The 19,445-nt window shown below is 35.5% G+C and carries 18 protein-coding genes and 1 other annotated feature; of the genes, 15 read left to right on the plus strand and 3 right to left on the minus strand.

Going from position 1 to position 19,445, the window contains the following annotated elements; all coding sequences use genetic code 11:
• Positions 1 to 30: 30 nt before the first annotated feature.
• The 3 genes from ACWG42_RS03940 (at position 31) to ACWG42_RS03950 (ending at position 2,451) form a co-directional block, all read left to right on the plus strand.
• Complete coding sequence (locus ACWG42_RS03940; protein WP_455790211.1) at positions 31 to 678, plus strand: TetR/AcrR family transcriptional regulator; 648 nt, start codon at positions 31 to 33, stop codon at positions 676 to 678.
• A gap of 65 nt (positions 679 to 743) precedes the next feature.
• Positions 744 to 1,676, plus strand: a complete 933-nt coding sequence (locus ACWG42_RS03945) for an ATP-binding cassette domain-containing protein (RefSeq protein ID WP_455790212.1) — start codon at positions 744 to 746, stop codon at positions 1,674 to 1,676.
• A gap of 1 nt (position 1,677) precedes the next feature.
• Positions 1,678 to 2,451, plus strand: a complete 774-nt coding sequence (locus tag ACWG42_RS03950) for an ABC transporter permease (RefSeq protein WP_455790213.1) — start codon at positions 1,678 to 1,680, stop codon at positions 2,449 to 2,451.
• 40 nt (positions 2,452 to 2,491) lie between these two features.
• On the opposite strand, the gene ACWG42_RS03955 is transcribed toward ACWG42_RS03950, so the two are convergent.
• Positions 2,492 to 3,778, minus strand: a complete 1,287-nt coding sequence (locus ACWG42_RS03955; protein ID WP_455790214.1) for an O-acetylhomoserine aminocarboxypropyltransferase/cysteine synthase family protein — start codon at positions 3,776 to 3,778, stop codon at positions 2,492 to 2,494.
• 162 nt (positions 3,779 to 3,940) lie between these two features.
• Positions 3,941 to 4,184, minus strand: a binding site (T-box leader).
• Positions 4,185 to 4,220: 36 nt separating this feature from the next.
• On the minus strand, positions 4,221 to 4,994 hold the full coding sequence (locus ACWG42_RS03960; protein WP_455790215.1) for an EFR1 family ferrodoxin: 774 nt from the start codon (positions 4,992 to 4,994) through the stop codon (positions 4,221 to 4,223).
• Positions 4,995 to 5,175: 181 nt separating this feature from the next.
• On the opposite strand from ACWG42_RS03960, the gene ACWG42_RS03965 reads away from it, so the two are divergent.
• Positions 5,176 to 7,488, plus strand: a complete 2,313-nt coding sequence (locus ACWG42_RS03965) for an ABC transporter ATP-binding protein/permease (protein WP_455790216.1) — start codon at positions 5,176 to 5,178, stop codon at positions 7,486 to 7,488.
• A 34-nt stretch (positions 7,489 to 7,522) separates the two neighbouring features.
• On the opposite strand, the gene ACWG42_RS03970 is transcribed toward ACWG42_RS03965, so the two are convergent.
• Positions 7,523 to 8,680, minus strand: coding sequence for an ROK family protein (locus ACWG42_RS03970; RefSeq protein ID WP_455790217.1), 1,158 nt, complete (start codon positions 8,678 to 8,680; stop codon positions 7,523 to 7,525).
• 388 nt (positions 8,681 to 9,068) lie between these two features.
• On the opposite strand from ACWG42_RS03970, the gene ACWG42_RS03975 reads away from it, so the two are divergent.
• The 11 genes from ACWG42_RS03975 to ACWG42_RS04025 all read left to right on the plus strand — a co-directional run bounded on the left by ACWG42_RS03975 (position 9,069) and on the right by ACWG42_RS04025 (position 19,262).
• Entirely contained in the window at positions 9,069 to 9,482 is a 414-nt protein-coding gene (locus ACWG42_RS03975; RefSeq protein ID WP_455790218.1) for a PTS sugar transporter subunit IIA, read from the plus strand.
• A 15-nt stretch (positions 9,483 to 9,497) separates the two neighbouring features.
• Entirely contained in the window at positions 9,498 to 9,974 is a 477-nt protein-coding gene (locus tag ACWG42_RS03980; protein ID WP_455790219.1) for a PTS sugar transporter subunit IIB, read from the plus strand.
• A gap of 13 nt (positions 9,975 to 9,987) precedes the next feature.
• Positions 9,988 to 10,740, plus strand: a complete 753-nt coding sequence (locus tag ACWG42_RS03985) for a PTS mannose/fructose/sorbose/N-acetylgalactosamine transporter subunit IIC (protein WP_455790220.1) — start codon at positions 9,988 to 9,990, stop codon at positions 10,738 to 10,740.
• Between the two features lies 1 nt (position 10,741).
• Complete coding sequence (locus tag ACWG42_RS03990; protein ID WP_455790221.1) at positions 10,742 to 11,572, plus strand: PTS system mannose/fructose/sorbose family transporter subunit IID; 831 nt, start codon at positions 10,742 to 10,744, stop codon at positions 11,570 to 11,572.
• A 28-nt stretch (positions 11,573 to 11,600) separates the two neighbouring features.
• A complete protein-coding gene (locus tag ACWG42_RS03995; RefSeq protein ID WP_455790222.1) occupies positions 11,601 to 12,647 on the plus strand; it encodes a zinc-dependent alcohol dehydrogenase in 1,047 nt (348 codons plus the stop codon).
• 4 nt (positions 12,648 to 12,651) lie between these two features.
• Positions 12,652 to 13,518, plus strand: a complete 867-nt coding sequence (locus tag ACWG42_RS04000; RefSeq protein WP_455790223.1) for a ketose-bisphosphate aldolase — start codon at positions 12,652 to 12,654, stop codon at positions 13,516 to 13,518.
• Between the two features lie 135 nt (positions 13,519 to 13,653).
• Positions 13,654 to 14,430 carry an SDR family NAD(P)-dependent oxidoreductase gene (locus tag ACWG42_RS04005; protein WP_455790224.1) on the plus strand — a complete coding sequence of 259 codons (777 nt, stop codon included), beginning with the start codon at positions 13,654 to 13,656 and terminating at the stop codon, positions 14,428 to 14,430.
• Positions 14,431 to 14,455: 25 nt separating this feature from the next.
• Positions 14,456 to 15,940, plus strand: coding sequence for an L-fucose/L-arabinose isomerase family protein (locus ACWG42_RS04010; protein WP_455790225.1), 1,485 nt, complete (start codon positions 14,456 to 14,458; stop codon positions 15,938 to 15,940).
• A 2-nt stretch (positions 15,941 to 15,942) separates the two neighbouring features.
• Positions 15,943 to 17,427 carry a xylulokinase gene (xylB, locus tag ACWG42_RS04015; RefSeq protein WP_455790226.1) on the plus strand — a complete coding sequence of 495 codons (1,485 nt, stop codon included), beginning with the start codon at positions 15,943 to 15,945 and terminating at the stop codon, positions 17,425 to 17,427.
• A 30-nt stretch (positions 17,428 to 17,457) separates the two neighbouring features.
• A complete protein-coding gene (locus tag ACWG42_RS04020) occupies positions 17,458 to 18,150 on the plus strand; it encodes a D-lyxose/D-mannose family sugar isomerase (protein ID WP_455790227.1) in 693 nt (230 codons plus the stop codon).
• 104 nt (positions 18,151 to 18,254) lie between these two features.
• Entirely contained in the window at positions 18,255 to 19,262 is a 1,008-nt protein-coding gene (locus tag ACWG42_RS04025; RefSeq protein WP_455790228.1) for an aldose epimerase family protein, read from the plus strand.
• Positions 19,263 to 19,445: the final 183 nt, after the last annotated feature.

The raw sequence follows: 19,445 nt of genomic DNA on the forward strand, positions 1-19,445 counted from the left end.
ATACACAGTGTATGTAATGGGAGGCGTTGTATGCCACGTAATAAATATCCAGAAGAAACCGTACAAAGAATTCTAGATGCTTCTTTAAAACTGTTTTTGGAAAAAGGATACGAACAGACATCTATTTTAGATATCGTGGATCAACTTGGTGGGTTAACACGTGGAGCCTTTTATCATCATTTTAAATCCAAAGAAGAAGTCTGGGATGCACTTAGTGATAAGCTGTTTTTTGAAAACAATCCATTTGAACTTGTGAAGAAAGAAAAGAATTTAAACGGACTTGAGAAGATTAAGAAAATACTGAGCTTACAAGACAGTAATTCAGATCTTAGCAAGGTGAACCTAATGGGGGAATCGATAGCAAAGAATCCTAAAATACTAGCGAATTTTATAGAAACAAATCAAACGATGATTACTCCATGGTTTGAAGAACTTTTTAGGGAAGGTATGGAAGATGGTTCTATTCAAAAGAGTCCATATGCAAAACAACTCTCAGAACTATTTACGTTTATTACAAACATGTGGTTTGTGCCATTCCTTTATCCATGTACACAAGAAGAGTTTCTCAATAAATTCTATTTTGTGAAAGAACTAATGGAACACTTAGGAGCGCCTGTTTTTGACGATGAGCTTTTATCGCGTATGAAAGACATGGTTGAGCAGATATATAAAGAATAAGATTGCGATGCAATTTTATTTTTTTAGAAATATACATACATACTGAATGTATGAAAGGAGAACATATGAATAACAAAGCAATTGTTGTAAAGGGTTTAAAGAAAGCATTTAAAGATATTAAAGTACTCAAAGATGTAAATATAGAAGTTGAAAAAGGAATGATTTACTCCTTGTTAGGCTCTAATGGCGCAGGAAAGACAACGACGATTAAGATATTAACGACACTTTTAAAGGCAGATGCAGGGAGTGTATTCATGCAAGGAATAGATGTTCTTCATCATCCTAATAAAATTCATTCCATGATTAGTTTAACAGGGCAGTATGCGGCAGTAGATGAATCTCTAACGGGCATGGAGAATCTAATAATTATGGGTCGATTACACCATATAAAAGATCCTAAGGATAGGGCAAATGAACTACTGAGGTATTTTGATTTAGTGAAAGCAAAAGATCGTCTAGTAGCTACTTATTCTGGAGGTATGAGAAGAAAACTAGATATCGCAATGAGTTTAATTAACGAGCCCTCTATTATTTTCTTAGATGAACCAACAACAGGTCTTGACCCACAAAGTCGCCATGCGATGTGGGAAATCATTCGAGAGTTAAATGCGAATGGAGTAACCATTTTCCTTACCACCCAATATTTAGAAGAAGCAGAACTATTAGCAGATCGAATTGCGATTTTACATGATGGCCGTATTATAGTGCAGGGAACACCAGATGAATTAAAACAATTACTTCCACAGGGCGTTATAGAATTTAGATTTCATAGTGTACAAGATTTAGATCTAAGCATGTCTTTACTAGAGGACTTCCCATGTACATGTAATCATGATGAACTTTCTATGACGATTATTAGCGATGGCTCCATTTCACATTTATCTAAGATTTTAAATATCATGGATGCAAATAGAATCGTGATACAAGAGTTCATCCAGAAAAAACCATCTTTGGAAGATGTGTTTTTAACACTCATTAATGAAAGAGAGGCTTCTTAATATGGAGAATGCGATAAAGTTATATAAAGATACAAAGACAATGACAATACGATGTTTACGGATTTCATTTCGCAACACAGATACTATCGTAACAAGTGTATTAATTCCAGTTTTGATGATGTTGTTGTTTTCTTATGTGTTTGGAGGTGCAATGGACGTAGGGAATGGATCTTATGTGAACTACATTGTACCAGGTATCTTGATACAGTGTATTGGACAAGGCGTTTCTAATACTTCTATTAGTGTAAGCAATGATGTGCATAAAGGAATTGTGGATCGCTTCTGTACGATGCCTATTTGTAAATCCTCCATATTAATGGGACATGCAATAGAATCAATCTTACGTAGTACCATGAGTACAATATTGGTTATCATTGTCGCATTCGTTGTTGGATTTCGTCCAAGTGCAGATATTATGGGATGGGCATTGATCTTCGTAGTTCTATTATTGTATATCGTGATGATTTCTTGGTTGTCGATCTATTTTGGCATCTTAGCGAAAAGTGCAGAAGGAGCAGGAGCCTTTGCTGTATTTGCAATTGTATTGCCGTATATAAGTTCAGGATTTGTACCAGTGGATACAATGCCTAAACTATTACGTATATTTGCTGAACATCAACCAATGACTCCTATCATCGATACTATACGCTCTTTATCCTTAGGGACTGCATTGGATGTACAAACGGTTATAGTGGCGATTGTTTGGTGTATTGTATTGGGGATATTCTTTTATATACTATCCATTCGCTTGTTTAAAAGAAAGATTATGGCATAAGAAAAGTCTCATTTCTAAATTGTGAAATGAGACTTTATTTCTATGCTAATGCTTGTGCTAAATCTTCTAGAATATCATCAATATGCTCTGTACCGATAGATAAACGTATAGTATTTGGTTGTATGTTTTGCTCTTGTAGCTCCACTTCGTTTAATTGTGCATGGGTAGTGCTTGCTGGATGAATCACAAGGGATTTTACATCCGCAACATTCGCAAGTAGTGAGAACACTTCTAATTTATCAATGAAAGCTTGTGCTTCTTTCGCACCACCTTTAATATTGAAGGTAAAGATAGAAGCTCCACCATTTGGGAAGTGAGTTTCATATAAAGCATGATGTGGATGTTGTTTTAGAGATGGATGGTTGACACTTTCCACATGAGGATGTGCCTCTAAGAATGCAACTACCTTTAATGCATTTTCCACATGACGCTCTACTCGTAAAGATAATGTTTCTAATCCTTGAAGGAATAAAAATGCATGGAGAGGAGCTATGGAAGCCCCAGTATCGCGTAATAAGATAGCGCGTGCTTTCAATATAAAACCGAGTGGTGCACAATCACTAGCAAAACGTACGCCATGATAGCTAGGGTCTGCTTTCGTAAGCTTTTCAAATTTACCACTCGCATTCCAATCGAATTTACCACTATCAATGATAACACCACCTAATGCAGTTCCATGACCTCCAATAAATTTTGTGGCAGAATGAACGACAATGTCTGCACCATGTTCAATAGGACGATATAGATAAGGTGTCGCAAATGTGTTATCGACAATTAATGGAATGTTGTTTTCATGTGCAATACGAGCAACTTCATCAATATCGATAAGAGTTGCATTTGGATTTCCTATTGTTTCAAGAAAGATTGCTTTGGTATTTTCTTGTATAGCTTGTGCGAAGGAACCTTCTACATTTGGATCTACAAAGGTAGTTTCAATACCAAAATCTTTTAAGGTATGAGCTAATAAATTATACGTACCACCATAAATTGTTTTCGCAGAAACGATATGATCCCCCTGGTGTGCTAGTGTCATAAACGTATACGTAATAGCCGCAGCACCAGAAGCGACTCCTAATGCAGCTGCACCACCTTCTAAAGCCGCAATACGTTTTTCAAATACATCCTGTGTTGAATTTGTTAAACGCCCATAAATATTTCCCGCATCATTTAACGCAAAGCGTTGTGCAGCTTGTTCACAATTGTCAAATACATAAGAAGCAGTTTGATAAATAGGGACAGCACGTGCTCCTGTAGCTGGATCTGGTTGTTCTTGTCCCACATGTAGTTGTAGTGTTTCAAATTTGTAGTTTTTATTTGCTTTTGTCATTGGATTTTCCTCATCTTTCTTTTTCTATAAAATCTTGTTTGTATGTTACGTTATGGTACATACACATTCGATCAATACACCGTGCGATACTATAATCTAACAAACTGCGAATATGATATCCCATATACGAATCCTCTCTTTCTTACAAAAAAAGCTTCCATCCATAAGGACGAAAGCTTGAGCTTACGTGTTACCACCTTGGTTCATCTATATCTTACGATATAAACCTCTTCGAGTACAATCATACTCTATCGCTGTAACGTGCGATCACGACATATGCTAACCAATGGCTCACATAAGCTACTCCAAGATCATGTTCAAAGAGGTAGTAACTTTATCCAATTTCACCAACATGGACTCTCTCGTAAAGCGTTCTTTCTTTTACTCTTCTTTTCCTAGTATTTTTGTATTGATTATATGATATAGAAATATTTGGAAATTGTCAACACTTTTCTTCAACGTAATGCTTTATATGATACTGTTCAATTACACGCTTTCCTAGTAATGTGATTGCCTTATTGGGACATTGACTAATGCAACGATAACACATGGTACATGAAGAACTAGCAAGTGCTTTATGCTGTGATAAGGAGAGGTTCTTCATTGGACATAGCTTTACGCAAGTACCACAACCTGTACAGTACTCTATATCTATTTTCAAATTTGAACGATAATGTTTTGTTTTATGATAGAAGTATAAACGTTGGCCCAATAGTCCTGCTATATGTGAACCTATATGTAATCCTTCTCTTGTAGGGGTTCCTTCTTTATATAGTAGCGCAGCCTTTTCAACCTTTACAAGTGCTTGTGCAATACGTTCTTTGTTTTTCGCATAGGAATGCTTTAATACCTTTTCATCACTGATGCTATCTGGCATCAACACATGTAGTCCCCCTGAAATATTCGCGCCATAGGATTTTAAAAGACGTGCCAAAATACCTGCACCATCTCCACTGAACAATCCCATAGTCGCAATAACAAAAACTGTTTTACCACTCCAAAGTTCTTTATGCGCAACAATGAAGTCTTTTACAATCTTTGGTATATTACTATATTGCACAGGATAAGCAAACACTATTTCCTCATGCTTTTGTATTTCGTTTATACACTGTGGTTCTTCTATTGCGTATGCATTGGACTGTGGATTACAAACTTTTAAAAAATTATCTAAACAATATTTTGAATTACCCGTTCCACTAAAATATATACCTATCATATATGTACCATCCTTATATCTTTATTATACTAAAATAGGATGATAAGAATCTATATGGAAATATTAACATTATGTTAAATCGTGTTATCACTAGGGTAAATGGTAGACTTTTCCTATGGTCAGGTGTATGATGAGCATAACTTTTTTGCATAGTTTGAAAAAGCAATGGAGGTAATAGAACATGTTGAAGTTAGTAGATATTAAGAAGACATATATAGCAGGAAATACAAAAGTAGATGCTTTAAAAGGAATTAATCTTCAATTTCGTAAGAAGGAATTTGTCGCAATTCTTGGTGCTAGTGGATGTGGAAAAACTACATTATTGAATCTTATTGGTGGATTGGATCATTATACAAGTGGGAATCTAATTATCGATAATGTATCAACAAAGGATTACAAGGATAAAGATTGGGATGCCTATCGTAACAATTGCGTTGGGTTTATTTTTCAATCCTATAATTTGATTGGACACATCAATGTTTTAACAAACGTAGAGATGAGTATGACGTTAAGTGGGTATTCTCATGGAGAACGTAAAAAGAAAGCGTTAGAAGCTTTGGATCGAGTAGGTCTAAAGGATCAAGCATATAAGAAACCGAACCAGTTATCTGGAGGACAAATGCAACGTGTGGCAATAGCACGTGCATTAGTAAATGATCCTGAAATTATTCTTGCGGACGAACCAACAGGAGCATTGGACTCTGTAACAAGTGTTTCTATTATGGAATTGATCAAAGAAATTGCTTCAGAAAAATTAGTAATTATGGTTACGCATAATCCTGATTTAGCAAAAGAATATGCAAATCGTATCGTAGAGATAAAAGATGGGGAAATCATGAGCGATTCAAATCCCTTAACTGAAGATAAACAAGTGGAGAATGAAATCCATATTAAGAAAACAGCAATGAATTATATAACTGCTTTAAGTTTATCTTTTAATAATATTAAGACAAAAAAGGGAAGAACCTTATTAACTGCTTTTGCCTCTAGTATAGGGATTATTGGGATTGCGTTGATCATGTCATTATCAAATGGATTTCAAATGCAAATTGATACATTTGAACGAGATTCACTCTCACAAATGCCAATCAGTGTTTCTGAGCAATCTATGGAAATGGACCCTGAAACAATGATGCAATATCATATGGGAGACAATGAAAAGTATCTACCTAAATATACCGATAAAAAAGTTGTGACTCCTATGGAAGATATGTCAACAGCGATGTTACATACCAACGATATTACAAAGGATTATATTGAGTATGTGGAAAAGATTGATAAAACACTAGTTGGTGGTATTTCTTATATGAAATCAACAGGCTTTAATGTCGTGGCACAGAAGAGTGATGGAACGTATGCTACTGTAAATACTAGAGATAGAATGCATGCTTGGCAGTCTTTACCAGATGGAAATGAAGATAACAATACCATCCTAGCAAATTATGATGTACTTGCAGGAAAAGTAGATACTACAAAACCAGGTCTAGTGTTAATGGTAGATTCTCAAAATCGTATCAGTGAAGAAACATTAACTTCTTTAGGTTTTAAAGTGGATGATAACATCAGTTTTGAAGATATCTTAAATAAAGAATTAAAGATTGTTTCCAATGATGATTATTATGTGGATAAAGGACAATTCTTTACCATTGATCAAGATTATGAATCGTTGTATAAGAAAGAGAATGCTATCACTGTAAAAGTAAGTGCAATCCTACGTGGAAAAGAAGATAAAGAACTAATCACTTCTGGAAGTGGTGTCGGTTATACAAGTGCATTAACAAATCTGGTAATTGAAAAGAATAAAGATTCTAAGATTGTAAAAATGCAAGAAGAAAAAGATTATAATATGTTAACGGGGCAGCCTTTTGAAACAGGAGAAGGGGCTACCAATACGAAAGAAAATACATTGGCTTATTTAGGAGCAGATTCTGTACCAGCAGCTGTGTATATCTATCCTAAAGATTTTGCATCAAAAGATGAAATCTTAGCTTATTTAGATGATTACAATGAAGGGAAAACAAAAGATGAATCTGTATTGTATACCGACATGGCAGAAATGATTTCTTCTTTATCTGGGGACATCATGAACGCGATTACGATTGTTCTTGTAGCATTCTCTGCAATTTCCTTGATTGTATCTAGTATTATGATTGGTATTATTACGTATATATCTGTATTAGAACGTACTAAAGAAATTGGTGTATTACGTGCTTTGGGTGCTAGAAAACGTGATATATCTCGAGTGTTTAATGCGGAAACATTGATTGTAGGATTGTGTAGTGGTCTATTAGGAATCTTGATTGCACAATTGTTAACGATTCCTGCAAATATTGTGATTGAAGAAATGTCAGGGTTAGCAAATGTTGCACAATTAAATCCAATGCATGGAGTTGTCTTGATTTTAATCAGTATGACATTGACTTTGATTGGAGGATTTATACCTTCTAAAATCGCATCGAAAAAAGATCCAGTTACAGCTCTTAGAACAGAATAAAAAAAGAAAGACAAAGCCATGTGGTTTTGTCTTTTTAATATAATAGGTGAAAGCTTGCGATATCCAAATAATTAAGAATGCTGTTTACTGCACCACCCAATACAATCGATTGGTCTTTTAATGTTGACATTTGTATATCAATACTGTTCGCTATGCGTTCACATAGATTACTTTTTATAATATGTATGATATGAGGGAATTCAAAGAATACAGGACCATTTAAAATCACTACATCAGGATCAATGGATGTATAAATGTTGTTAATAACTATGGATAAATTTGCACAATACTTTGTAAGAACTTTGGTCGCATGTTTATCATTCGCATAATATGCTTTTGAAAGATCGTTTAAGGTAAGACCACGCTTATCAATAGCAATTTCATATTCATGAATCAAGGAATCTACAGAACAGTACTTTTCAATACACCCGCGATTTCCACAAGAACAGGGAAGTCCATTAGGATATAGAATATTATGTCCAAATTCACCACCAAAGCCATGTGTTCCTTCATAAATTTGATTATCAAATATGATACCAGCACCAACGCCTTTATGAATACTTAAACTAGCTAATGTTTTGTGTTCATAATTCAAAGAATGACTGAACTCCGCAAGGGCTGAAAGATTTGCTTCATTTGAAAAATAGACTGGAAAATCATATTCATTTTCTACTAAATTCATTAAATCGATTTCAAAGATATCATAGTTTGGTGTAAAAACAATTTGATCAGTTCTTACGATACCATGAATTGCGATAGTCATAGAGCACACACCCTCTACAGTAAATGGAATTTGCTGTGTTAGTGTATCCACTGCTTTTCGTATTTCTTCTTGTACGTTATCTTTTGAAATAGTAACAGATTTGTTATAGCTCTTAATAATAGTCCCATTTAACAATGTCGCAATTGCATATAAGGATTCACATTCCAAATCAATACTTATAACTGCGGCGTGATAGGGGTTTAACCTAAGAAAGATTGGTTTACGACCACCTAGCGTAGAACTATCACCACTCCTTGTTTCTACAATTAAAGCATTTTCTAAAAGTCTTTTTGTAATCTCTGTAATTGTAGATTTTGTAAGTCCACTTAACTTTGATAAATCTGCCCGTGATATTTCTGTATGTTGGATAATTAACTCAAGTATCGTATGTTCATTCATCTGTCGAACTAACGTGTTATTTATCGGCATTTATTAAATACCCCCTTTGTGATGTTTGTTCAAATCGCGAACAAACTAGTTTTATTTGCCTTTCACAATATTCTATATTATATCACAAAAATTATAGAATGCTACAAAAATGCGATAATTACAATGTATTATAGTGCATAAAACAGAAAAATAAAAAAATTGTAATCGTTTACAAAAAAGTTATTGACAACGCTTAAAATTTGCTTATAATTAGAATTGTAATAAGTTAGTTCGGGAAACGAACAAACGTAGACCGAATCTGGATCCTTGTAACTTTGATTTACAGCTGTATTCAACAGCAGCTATGATGATCTCTAGCACGACGGTGTTAGAAATGTCATAGACATCTTTAAAAGAGATTACAATCAGCAGAGAGGAGTTGAACTATATGCAGGATGTATCCTGTGGAACACCATGGATCGTAACGATCACACATGGACACATGGGAGAGGAAATGGTGAAAAGTGCGGAAATGTTGATGGGAAAAATGAAACATGTGAGATCAATTTCATTACTCCCAGAAGAATCACCTGAAGAATTGGCTAGCGTAGTAGCTGAAGAATTAAAAGACATTCCCAAAAGTTCACTGATTTTGACAGATCTTTTTGGAGGTACACCGTCAAATGTGAGTGCATTATTTGCGAAAAGAGGATATCACGTTTTGACAGGAACGAATTTACCAATTTTATTAGAAGCAGAAATGTATCGCTCTAACGAGAATTGGGAACATGTTGTTGAATATCTAACACAAGTTGGTAAAGACAGTATTGTTAATGTAAATGAAAGAATTTCTAAAAGATAAGAAAGGAGATCTCTTATGAACGCTGTAAAACTAGTAAGACTAGATTATCGTTTGATTCATGGACAAGTAATTACAAAGTGGAACAACATCGTTCGTGCTACTGACATTATCATAATTGATGATGACTTGGTAAATGATGATTTCATGGTTGATATATATACGATGGCGAGTCCTCCGGGAGTAGAGGTACATGTATATACAGAGGATCAATTCATTCAAAAAATGGAAGAGGGAGCATTAGAAACAGGGAACATACTTGTATTGTTAAAGAAGGTTGCTACTTTAAAGAATTTAATGACAAAGGGAATTAAATTTCCAGAAGTGCAAATCGGTGGATTGGGTGGAGGAAAAGGACGTAAACAAATCGTTACTGGAATTACGGTAAGTGATGCTGAAATGGATGATTTAAGAGAAATCACAAAACAAGGAATTAGCATCTACTTCCAAGTAACACCAGAAGAAAGTAAAGTAAGTTTTGACAAATTTAAATAGGAGGAAATGAAAAATGACAGGAGTAGCTATATTTGCCGGTTTATACTGGTGGATTATGAAAACAGATATTGGATATGCAATTACACATGCAATTCGTCAGCCTTTATTCGTCGCGTTACCTATCGGTTTAATGTTGGGAGATGTCACTGCAGCTATTAAAATTGGGGCTGCTATTCAGTTGCTATATATTGGGTTAGTTGCAGCAGGTTCTAATTTACCTGCAGATGACTGCTTAGCTGGTTTAATTGCAATTCCAATTGCGGTACAAACAGGTTTAAGTTCAGAACTTGCAATCGCAATTGCAGTTCCAGTAGGAATTATGGGAGTATTCGTAGATCAGTTGCGTAAAACAGTCAATGTTGTATTTGTACATATGGCAGATCGATATGCAGAAGCAGGAGATACAAAGAAAATTAAACTTGCTGCAGTTGTTTATCCAACAATATTAAGTTTCTTCATGCGTTTCCCTATACCATTCTTAGCAATCATGTATGGTGCAGACGCAGTAAATGAATTTATGGCAATGATTCCAGCTTGGTTGACAAATGGTTTCGCAGTAGCCGGAGGAATCCTTCCAGCATTAGGATTTGCGCTTACCATCTTCGTTATTGGTAAGAAACAATTATTACCTTGGTTCTTCATTGGTTACTTTATGGTTCAATTCGGTAAGATTCCAGTGTTTGGGGCAGCAGTATTCGGAATTTGCGCTGTCTTATTGATTACATACTATACATCTAGAAATAAAAAAGAAAATGGAGGTGTCTAATATGAGTGAAATTGTAAAAAATGAAGTAGTCATAACTGAAAAGGAAGTTCGCAGAGAATGGTTAACGTATTATATCATTGCAGAAATGGGGATTTCCTACGAACGTTTACAATCTTTAGGGTTCTGTACAGCGATGATTCCAATCTTAAAGAAATTATATCCAGATAAAGACGACTTAGCAGAAGCATTGCAAAGACATCTTGTATTCTTTAATACAGAAGCAGTATATGGAAGTGTAATTAACGGTATTACAATTGCAATGGAACAACAACGAGCAAATGGTGAAGATATTAGTGACGATGCAATTACTGGTATGAAAACTGGCTTAATGGGACCTATGGCTGGTATTGGAGACTCTATTGACTGGGCTACTTTAAAACCAATTATCTTTGGATTAGCTGCTACATTATCTGTAAGTGGTAGTCCAATTGGATGCTTCGTATTATTGTTATTACCTATTATTCAAATCATTGTAGGATGTAAATTATCTGTCTTTGGTTACAAAGCAGGGAAAGAATCAATCCGTTCTATCTTGAAATCAGGAAGAATCAACGAACTGATTATGGCCGCAAGTACAATCGGATTATTTATGATGGGAGCATTATCATCTTCTTATGTAAAATTATCTACGCCAGTGAAATTTGTCATCAGTTCACAGACAGATCCATTCGTGTTACAGAATGTATTAGATAGCATTATTCCGGGGTTACTTCCACTTGTAGCTGTATTTGGCATCTATTGGTGGTTGAATAGAAAGAATCAGAACTTTGCTATCATCACAATTATCATTTTGATTATTTCAATTGGTGGTTCATTCATAGGTTTATTCTAAAATATATCTAAGAAAGGAAATTAGGGAAATGAATAAAACAGTAAAATATGGTGTGCTTACAAAAGCACACCATGCAGAAGTAAGAGAAATGCAATTAAGGGAACTAGAAAGCGGAGAAGTGCTCGTTAAACAACAAGCATGTAATATCTGTACAACAGATTATCAACAATGGTTGGGACTTCGTGAGCATCAAGGGTATCCTATGGCTGGTGGTCACGAGAGCAGTGGTATCGTTGAAGCTGTTGCAGATGATGTAAAAGAATTCAAAGTTGGAGATCGTGTTAGCTATTGTTATGCATATTGTGGAGATTGTAAGTATTGCAAAATTGGACGTACGGATCTTTGTGTGGAACGTAATACCTTCCAAGTAATACCTGGCGTCAAAGGTGATTTTGGATTTGCAACACATGCCATTCGAAAAGCAAAATTTCTAGTAAAAACAGGCAAAAACTTAGATCCATCTGCTGCTGGATTCATCGAACCTCTTGCAACAGTATTAAGTGCTCATGAACGAGTAGAACATCGATTAGGAAAAACAGTGCTGATTATTGGTGCTGGTACAATGGGTGTTATCAATGCTCAAGTAGCTCGTCTACATGGAGCGAAGGTCATTATTTCAGAATTGATGGAGAATAAAATTGCAAAGGCTAAATCTTTAGGATTTGATGTCGTCAATCCTTCTAAAGGAGATATTAAGCCACAAATAGAAAGTATCATCGGTGTGGATCGTGTTGATACTGTAATCCTTGGTGTTGGTGCAAAAGCAGCTGCAGAACAGGCCTTCGATCTTGTGAAAGAAAAAGACGGAGAAATTATGTTCTTCTCTGCAGGATATCCTGCTCCTGAATTAACAGTGAATGGAAATGATATTCATTATCGTAGATTGAAATTAATTGGTGCCTTTGAAGCGTATATCGATAACTTCTATCTAGCAGCACAATTATTAGAATTTGGTTTGATTGATACACAAGCTTTAGTGGAATGTACATATCCATTATCAAAAATTGATGAAGCATTTGCACACGCAAGTGAACCTGGACGATATCGTGTCAGTGTTCTATTAGAGGAGGAATAACAATATGTTAATGACAATGAAAGAATTGCTAGCAGTCGCTTATGAGAATAAATTTTCTATCGGAGCTTTCAATATTGGAAGTGGAGAAATCCTACGTCTTGTATTAGAAACAGCAGAAGAGGAGAAATCACCAGTTATCTTAGAAATCCATCCTGATGAATTAGATTTCTTGGGAGATGATTTCGTTGTATACTGTCGCGAAATGGCAAAAAATGCGAAAGTACCTGTTGTTATTCACTTAGATCATGGAGCAGATATCCATCAAGTAATTCGTGCGATTAAATGTGGATTTACTTCTGTTATGATTGATGGTTCACATTATCCTTATGATGAAAATGTGGCTGTTACAAAAGAAGTTGTTGCAGTTGCTCATGACGCAGGTGTTTCTGTAGAAGCAGAAATCGGAACAATTGGAGCAATCGAAGGAAGCTTCGAAGCTGGTTCTGTATCAGAAGTTATTTACACGACTCCTGAACAAGCAGCACAATTTATCAAAGATACAGGAGTAGATTCTTTAGCAATCGCGATTGGTACTTCTCATGGTATCTATCCAAAAAACTTCAAGCCTGAATTGAAAATTGAATTATTGAAAGAAATTAAAGCAAAGACAAATATTCCTTTAGTGTTACATGGTGGTTCATCCAATCCAGATGAAGAAATTCATGAGGCTACAAAACATGGAATTGGTAAAATCAATATCTCATCTGATATGAAAGTGGTATTCGCAAATGACCTTCGTAAAGTTATGAACGATAATCCAGAAATTTTAGAGCCATTCAAAATGTTTAAAACACCTATGGAAGAGGCAAAAAAAGTAGTACGTCATAAAATGCGTTTATTTAACTCTTCAGGAAAATCTGATTTATATTAACATGAAATAAAGAATGGAGTTACAAAACATTGAATATGTAGTTCACTTACTATTCCAGGTACTTCCATATTGATGAAAAGGATAGAAAGTAAACATTCTATCCTTTCTTCATCTTGAGAAGGGAAAGGAAACATTATGGAATTAAACAAGATATGTTGTGTTGTAACAGGTGGTACAAGAGGGATTGGAGCTGCTATTGCAAAAGAGTTTGCAGCAAAGAAAGCACGCATCGCAATATTTGGTAGAGATGAAGTAAAGGCCAAACAAACACTAGAAGAGATTCGCAGTGTTGGTGGAGAAGCTATTTTCTATAAAGTGGATGTATGCGATGAGAACCAAGTTCGTAAAGCGACAAAAGAGGTAGTAGAAAAGTTTGGATATATTAATGCATGGGTGAATTCTGCAGGTATATCGATAATTATGCCTTTTTTAGAAATGAGCATAAAAGATTATGATGCGGTTATAGATACAAATTTAAAAGGAACGTTTATTTGTTGTCAAGTTGCCATTGAAGAAATGATGAAACGAAGAGAAGGAAATATCATCAACATTTCTTCCTTGTCTGGAAAGAAAGCAAGTGCTTGGCAGAGTGTGTACTGTGCCAGTAAATTTGGTGTACAGGGTTTAACTCAATCGATTGCGAGAGAGTTTGCGGATCAGGGAATCCGTTTAAATTGTATTTGTCCTGGAGCAGTGGATACTGATATATGGAATGATACTGCAGCAGGTTATGCGAGAAAAAGAAATATTAGAGAAGATGAAGTGCTGGATTATTTCAGAAGTAGCAATCCAATGCGACGTTTATCTAATATGAAAGATATTACAGAGGCGGCATTGTTTTTGTTGTCTGATCGTTCATCGTATTTAACTGGACAATCCATTGTATTGTCTGGTGGAGAGTGGATGGACTAAAAAACTATAGAGGAGGATATTAGGTATGGGAAATATGCCTGAAATAAAAATTGGAATCGTTGCGGTAAGTCGTGATTGTTTTCCAGAATCATTAGCGATTACACGTAGAGAAGCGTTAGTGAAAACATATAAAGAGATGTATAACGAACATGAAATATATGAGTGTCCAGTATGTATTGTGGAAAGTGAAATTCACATGGTACAGGCACTTGAAGATATAAAACAGGCAGGTTGTAATGCTTTGTGTGTATATTTAGGGAATTTCGGGCCAGAAATTTCTGAGACTTTATTGGCAAAGCATTTTGATGGACCAAAAATGTTTGTAGCTGCGGCAGAAGAAACACAGAACAATTTAAAAGAAGGTAGAGGAGATGCATATTGTGGTATGTTGAATGCTAGCTATAATCTGGCACTTCGCAATGTGCGAGCATACATTCCAGAGTATCCAGTGGGTAGTGCGAAGGAATGTGCAAATATGATTCATGATTTTCTACCGATTGCTCGTGCAGTTGTAGGTTTATCAAAATTAAAAATCATAAGTTTCGGACCTCGTCCTTTAAACTTCTTAGCATGCAATGCGCCTATTAAGCAACTATATAATCTAGGCGTTGAAATCGAAGAAAATTCTGAATTAGATTTGTATGAAGCTTTCCAAAAACACGCAGGAGACCCTCGCATTCCAGAAGTTATCGCGGATATGGAAAAGGAAGTAGGCGTAAACAGTGCAAAGAAAAACATCTTACCTAAATTAGCACAATATGAAGTAACATTATTAGATTGGATAGAAGACCATAAAGGTTATCGTGAATATGTAGCGATTGCTGGAAAATGCTGGCCGGCCTTTCAAACGCAATTTGGATTCGTGCCTTGTTATATAAATTCTAGGCTTACTGGACGTGGTATTCCAGTGAGTTGTGAAGTTGATATCTATGGAGCATTGAGTGAGTTTATAGGCTCTTGTGTATCACAAGATGCAGTAACATTGTTGGATATTAATAACTCTGTACCAGAGGATATGTTTAAAGAAAGCATAGAGCATAAATTTGCATATCAACATCGTGATACATTTATGGGATTTCATTGTGGGAACACTTGCTCTAGCAAGCTAGTTTCTTGTTCCATTAACTATCAAATGATTATGGCTCGTGCACTTCCAATTGAAGTTACACAAGGAACACTAGAGGGTGATATTGTACCAGGAGATATTACATTCTATCGTTTACAAAGTACGGCTGACAATACATTACGTGCTTATATTGCACAGGGAGAAGTATTGCCTGTAGCAAGCAGATCATTTGGTTCTATTGGTGTATTTGCAATTCCTGAAATGGGTAGATTCTATCGACATGTATTAATTGAAAAGAATTATCCTCATCATGGTGCAGTTGCATTTGGTCATTTTGGAAAAGCACTTTATGAAGTGTTTAAATATATTGGTGTAGATACCGATGAAATTGCGTTTAATCAACCTGCTAGCATGCTATATCCTTCAGAAAATCCATTTCGATAAATATGTTGTATATTGGTATTGATTTGGGTACATCAAGCGTGAAACTTGTATGCATGGATGAATTAGGAGCCATTGTAGCAAGTACTTCACGTGAGTATCCTTTATACTTTCCACAACCAGGTTGGTCACAGCAGGAACCACAAGATTGGTGGAATGCAGTTATTGATGGATGTAAAGAAATTTTAGAAAAAGTCGATAAAACAAAGGTATATGGGATCAGTTTTGGAGGACAAATGCATGGATTAGTAACATTGGACGAGGATGATAATATCCTTCGTCCAGCAATCCTTTGGAATGATGGACGCAGTGAAGAGGAAAGCAAGTATCTTAATGAAGTGATTGGAAAAGAAAAACTATCCAAATACTGTGGTAATATTGCTTTTGCTGGCTTCACTGCACCGAAACTTTTATGGATGAAAAAACACGAACCAGAATTATTTAGAAGGATTTCAAAAATCATGTTGCCAAAGGATTATATAGCGTATCGTTTTACAGGCGTATTCAGTACAGATGTATCTGATGCAAGTGGAACTTTGTTTTTCGATGTAGAACATAAATGTTGGTCAAAAGAAATGATGGATGTTTGTGATTTGCATATTGGACAACTCCCTGATATTTATGAAAGCTATGAAGTTACGGGAACTATTCTTCCAGCTGTTGCTAAGGAACTTGGGCTTAGTGAAGACGTAAAAGTTATTGCAGGGGCTGGGGATAATGCTGCTGCAGCAATTGGGACAGGGACCATAGGTGAGGGGTCTTGTAACATATCCCTTGGAACAAGCGGGACTATCTTCATTTCTTCAAATTCATATAGAGTGGACGAGCATAACGCTCTACATTCTTTTGCACATGCAAATGGATATTATCATTTGATGGGATGTATGCTTTCAGCTGCATCTTGTAATAAATGGTGGATGGAAGATATTTTGAAAACGACTGACTTTGAAAAAGAACAAGAAAATTTTAAGGAAGATGGAAACAATCATGTATACTTCTTACCATACTTAATGGGAGAACGTTCTCCTCATAATGATGCATCAGCACGTGGTGCGTTTATCAATCTTTCTATGGATACAACAAGAGAAGAAATGACCCAAGCTGTTTTTGAAGGAGTTGCATTTGCGATAAGAGATTCATTTGAAGTGGCTAAGAAACTCAACATTCAAATAGATGGTTCTAAGATATGCGGTGGTGGGGCAAAGAGCTTACTTTGGAAAACAATCGTTGCTAATGTATTAAATATTCAAATTGAAGAGCTTGTAGTAGAAGAGGGGCCAGGGTATGGTGCAGCAATCTTAGCAGCTGTAGGATGTGGATGCTTTAAGGATGTGGAAGAGGCTTGTAAAAAGCTTATTAAAATCAAGGGTGTTATAGAACCAGATCAACGTGCAGAGATTTATGAAAAACGTTATCAAAATTTCAAAGAAATGTATCCAGCATTAAAGGTAGTATTTCAAACTCTTCAACAGCAATGCTCTGTTGAATAAAATATAAGCAGTTAGAACGAGGAGAACGATATGAAAAGATCAGAAATGAATGAAATTATACAATATACACTAGACGCAACAAAAAAGTTTAATATGCCACTTCCTCCTTTTGCGACCTATGGGATTGAGGATTGGAAGAATGTAACAGAAGAAGAAAAAGAAATTGTAGATAATATGTTGGGGTGGGATATCACGGATTTTGGTAGTAATGACTTCGATCATATTGGTTTAACCATATTTACCTTTCGCAATGGAAATTTTCATGACCATAAGACCTATCCAAAACCTTATTGTGAAAAATTGCTTTTTGTAAGAGATGGGCAGTTTCTACCATTTCATTTTCACTTTAAAAAGATAGAAGATATTATCAATCGAGGTGGAGGAGATTTGGAAATCACAATGTACAATTCAAAAGAAGATGGTTCTTTTGATGATACAGATGTACTTGTTAGTGTAGATGCGAAAACGATAAAGGTGGAAGCTGGTGGAAAAGTTGTTTTAAAACCAGGGCAGAGCGTGACGCTTTTTCCAGGACAATATCATCAATGGCAAGGTGTTCCTGGTACAGGAGATGTTATGCTATTTGAGGTATCTACTACTAATGATGACATGGTAGATAATCGTTTTTATGAAGCAAAAGATCGCATACCAAGTGTAGAAGAAGATTGTGAAGCTAGCTATTTAATTTTTGCAGATTACAAAAACCATGTGAATTGGGAGTAGTCCTTCGAAGGAATAGAGTATTCATGTAATATATCTACAGTTATAATTCCAATAAATAAGGTAAGGTCCTATTACATATAATGGACAGAACAAGAGGTGAATGTATGATTACGAGTAGACAATTTGATAAAGATAATACGGAGGTATATGAATATACTCTCCAAAGTGAACAATTAACTGTTCGTGTGTTGAATTTAGGGTGTATCATTACTTCAGTAATTTATAATGATACCAAAGAAGATGTAGTATTAGGTTACGATACATTGGAAGAATATCAAAAGGACAAGAATTTCTTTGGTGCTATGATTGGAAGATGTGCAAATCGTATTCGAAATGGAAAGTTTTCATTAAATGGTAACGACTATAACTTGAATGTGAATGATAATATGAATTCCTTACATGGAGGACCTACAGGATTCCATACTCGTGTGTTTAAAGCTGAAATTGATGATGAGACAATACATTTTTATTACACAAGTAAAGATATGGAAGAGGGATTTCCGGGTAAGTTGAATTTACGTGTAAGCATGCGTTTGATAGAGAATGATTTAGAAATTGAATATGAAGCAATCAGTGATGCAGATACAATTATTAACTTTACTAATCATTCCTATTTTGCGTTACAAGGAGCGGGAAAAGGATCTGTCGAGCATCAAATTATAAAGAGTGAAGCTTCTTTATATGGAGAGAGTGATTGTTATTGTCTTGCTACTGGGAAATTGTCTGATGTAGAAGGAACACCATTCGATTTTAGAAATGGTAGAGTGATAGGACAAGATATCAACAATATGCAAAATGAACAAATTAAAATGATTGGTGGTTATGATCATTATATGCGTTTTGGAAGCAATGATAAGAAGGCCGTAGCATTACTAGATCAACTGAGTGGACACCAATTGATAGTTGAGTCTGATTTACCAGGTTTTCATTTCTACGTTCCAAACTATCAACCAGGTCAATTAGGTAAAGGTGGTAATATATACGAAGGACATTGTGCTGTTTGTTTAGAAACAACATTTCTACCTGATGCGATTAACTTACAGGAAAATCCTGAGACGATTTTGAGAAAAGATCAATTATTCGAAACAAAAACAACATACCGCTTTTTATAATAAACCCTTTCAAAAAACATAAATAAAGCAATCCTATGGAAATAAATAGGATTGCTTTTGTATGTGTGCCACGCATGGCATATTTCTAGGTGGTGAAAGTCCACTGTGGAGGTCTGTAGTTGCCAACCACTAGCTAAAGGCAAGGGTCTAGCCGTGAGGAAGATACCGGAGGAAGCCCTAGGC

This window comes from Amedibacillus sp. YH-ame10, assembly GCF_053848885.1.

Excerpts from the sequence above, each read along its gene's own strand:
- ACWG42_RS04000 (WP_455790223.1), top strand. The coding sequence starts at position 12,652 with ATGTTAATGACAATGAAAGAATTGCTAGCAGTCGCTTATGAGAATAAA.
- ACWG42_RS03965 (WP_455790216.1), top strand. The coding sequence starts at position 5,176 with ATGTTGAAGTTAGTAGATATTAAGAAGACATATATAGCAGGAAATACA.
- ACWG42_RS03940 (WP_455790211.1), top strand. The coding sequence starts at position 31 with ATGCCACGTAATAAATATCCAGAAGAAACCGTACAAAGAATTCTAGAT.
- ACWG42_RS03955 (WP_455790214.1), bottom strand. The coding sequence starts at position 3,778 with ATGACAAAAGCAAATAAAAACTACAAATTTGAAACACTACAACTACAT.
- ACWG42_RS04025 (WP_455790228.1), top strand. The coding sequence starts at position 18,255 with ATGATTACGAGTAGACAATTTGATAAAGATAATACGGAGGTATATGAA.
- ACWG42_RS04020 (WP_455790227.1), top strand. The coding sequence starts at position 17,458 with ATGAAAAGATCAGAAATGAATGAAATTATACAATATACACTAGACGCA.
- ACWG42_RS03950 (WP_455790213.1), top strand. The coding sequence starts at position 1,678 with ATGGAGAATGCGATAAAGTTATATAAAGATACAAAGACAATGACAATA.
- ACWG42_RS03995 (WP_455790222.1), top strand. The coding sequence starts at position 11,601 with ATGAATAAAACAGTAAAATATGGTGTGCTTACAAAAGCACACCATGCA.
- ACWG42_RS04010 (WP_455790225.1), top strand. The coding sequence starts at position 14,456 with ATGGGAAATATGCCTGAAATAAAAATTGGAATCGTTGCGGTAAGTCGT.
- ACWG42_RS03975 (WP_455790218.1), top strand. The coding sequence starts at position 9,069 with ATGCAGGATGTATCCTGTGGAACACCATGGATCGTAACGATCACACAT.
- ACWG42_RS03960 (WP_455790215.1), bottom strand. The coding sequence starts at position 4,994 with ATGATAGGTATATATTTTAGTGGAACGGGTAATTCAAAATATTGTTTA.
- ACWG42_RS03970 (WP_455790217.1), bottom strand. The coding sequence starts at position 8,680 with ATGCCGATAAATAACACGTTAGTTCGACAGATGAATGAACATACGATA.
- ACWG42_RS03985 (WP_455790220.1), top strand. The coding sequence starts at position 9,988 with ATGACAGGAGTAGCTATATTTGCCGGTTTATACTGGTGGATTATGAAA.
- ACWG42_RS04005 (WP_455790224.1), top strand. The coding sequence starts at position 13,654 with ATGGAATTAAACAAGATATGTTGTGTTGTAACAGGTGGTACAAGAGGG.
- ACWG42_RS03980 (WP_455790219.1), top strand. The coding sequence starts at position 9,498 with ATGAACGCTGTAAAACTAGTAAGACTAGATTATCGTTTGATTCATGGA.
- xylB (WP_455790226.1), top strand. The coding sequence starts at position 15,943 with ATGTTGTATATTGGTATTGATTTGGGTACATCAAGCGTGAAACTTGTA.
- ACWG42_RS03990 (WP_455790221.1), top strand. The coding sequence starts at position 10,742 with ATGAGTGAAATTGTAAAAAATGAAGTAGTCATAACTGAAAAGGAAGTT.
- ACWG42_RS03945 (WP_455790212.1), top strand. The coding sequence starts at position 744 with ATGAATAACAAAGCAATTGTTGTAAAGGGTTTAAAGAAAGCATTTAAA.